Here is a 274-nt window from a genome sequence, read left to right as displayed (position 1 = left end):
GTGGTCAGTGAATGGTTCAATATTGGTGAGCGAGGAAAGCCAACAGGTATGATTGTTGCCTCGTCCTGCATTGGACCCTGCATTGCCCCTCCTTTGCTAACGGCGATGATGGTCGCATTTGGTTGGCGCTGGATGTTCATCATTACTGGGGCTCTTGGAATTATCGTCGCGGCCGGATGGTATTTAATGTATCGGAATCGCAATGAAGTGGCACTTACGCCAGCCGAAGCGGCCTTCATTGACGAGGGATCGGACAAGCAGACTGATCAACCAC

At 51.8% G+C, this 274-nt stretch carries 1 protein-coding gene; it reads left to right on the top strand.

Annotation, left to right across the window (positions count from 1 at the left end; genetic code table 11):
- Positions 1-274 (top strand): MFS transporter (locus SB749_RS19410; protein WP_410711746.1); only part of this gene is annotated, 274 nt, incomplete at both ends.

It is taken from the genome of Brevibacterium sp. SIMBA_078 (genome assembly GCF_046534565.1).
Classification (GTDB): Bacteria; Actinomycetota; Actinomycetes; order Actinomycetales; family Brevibacteriaceae; genus Brevibacterium.
This window is presented reverse-complemented; position numbering and strand designations above follow the sequence as displayed.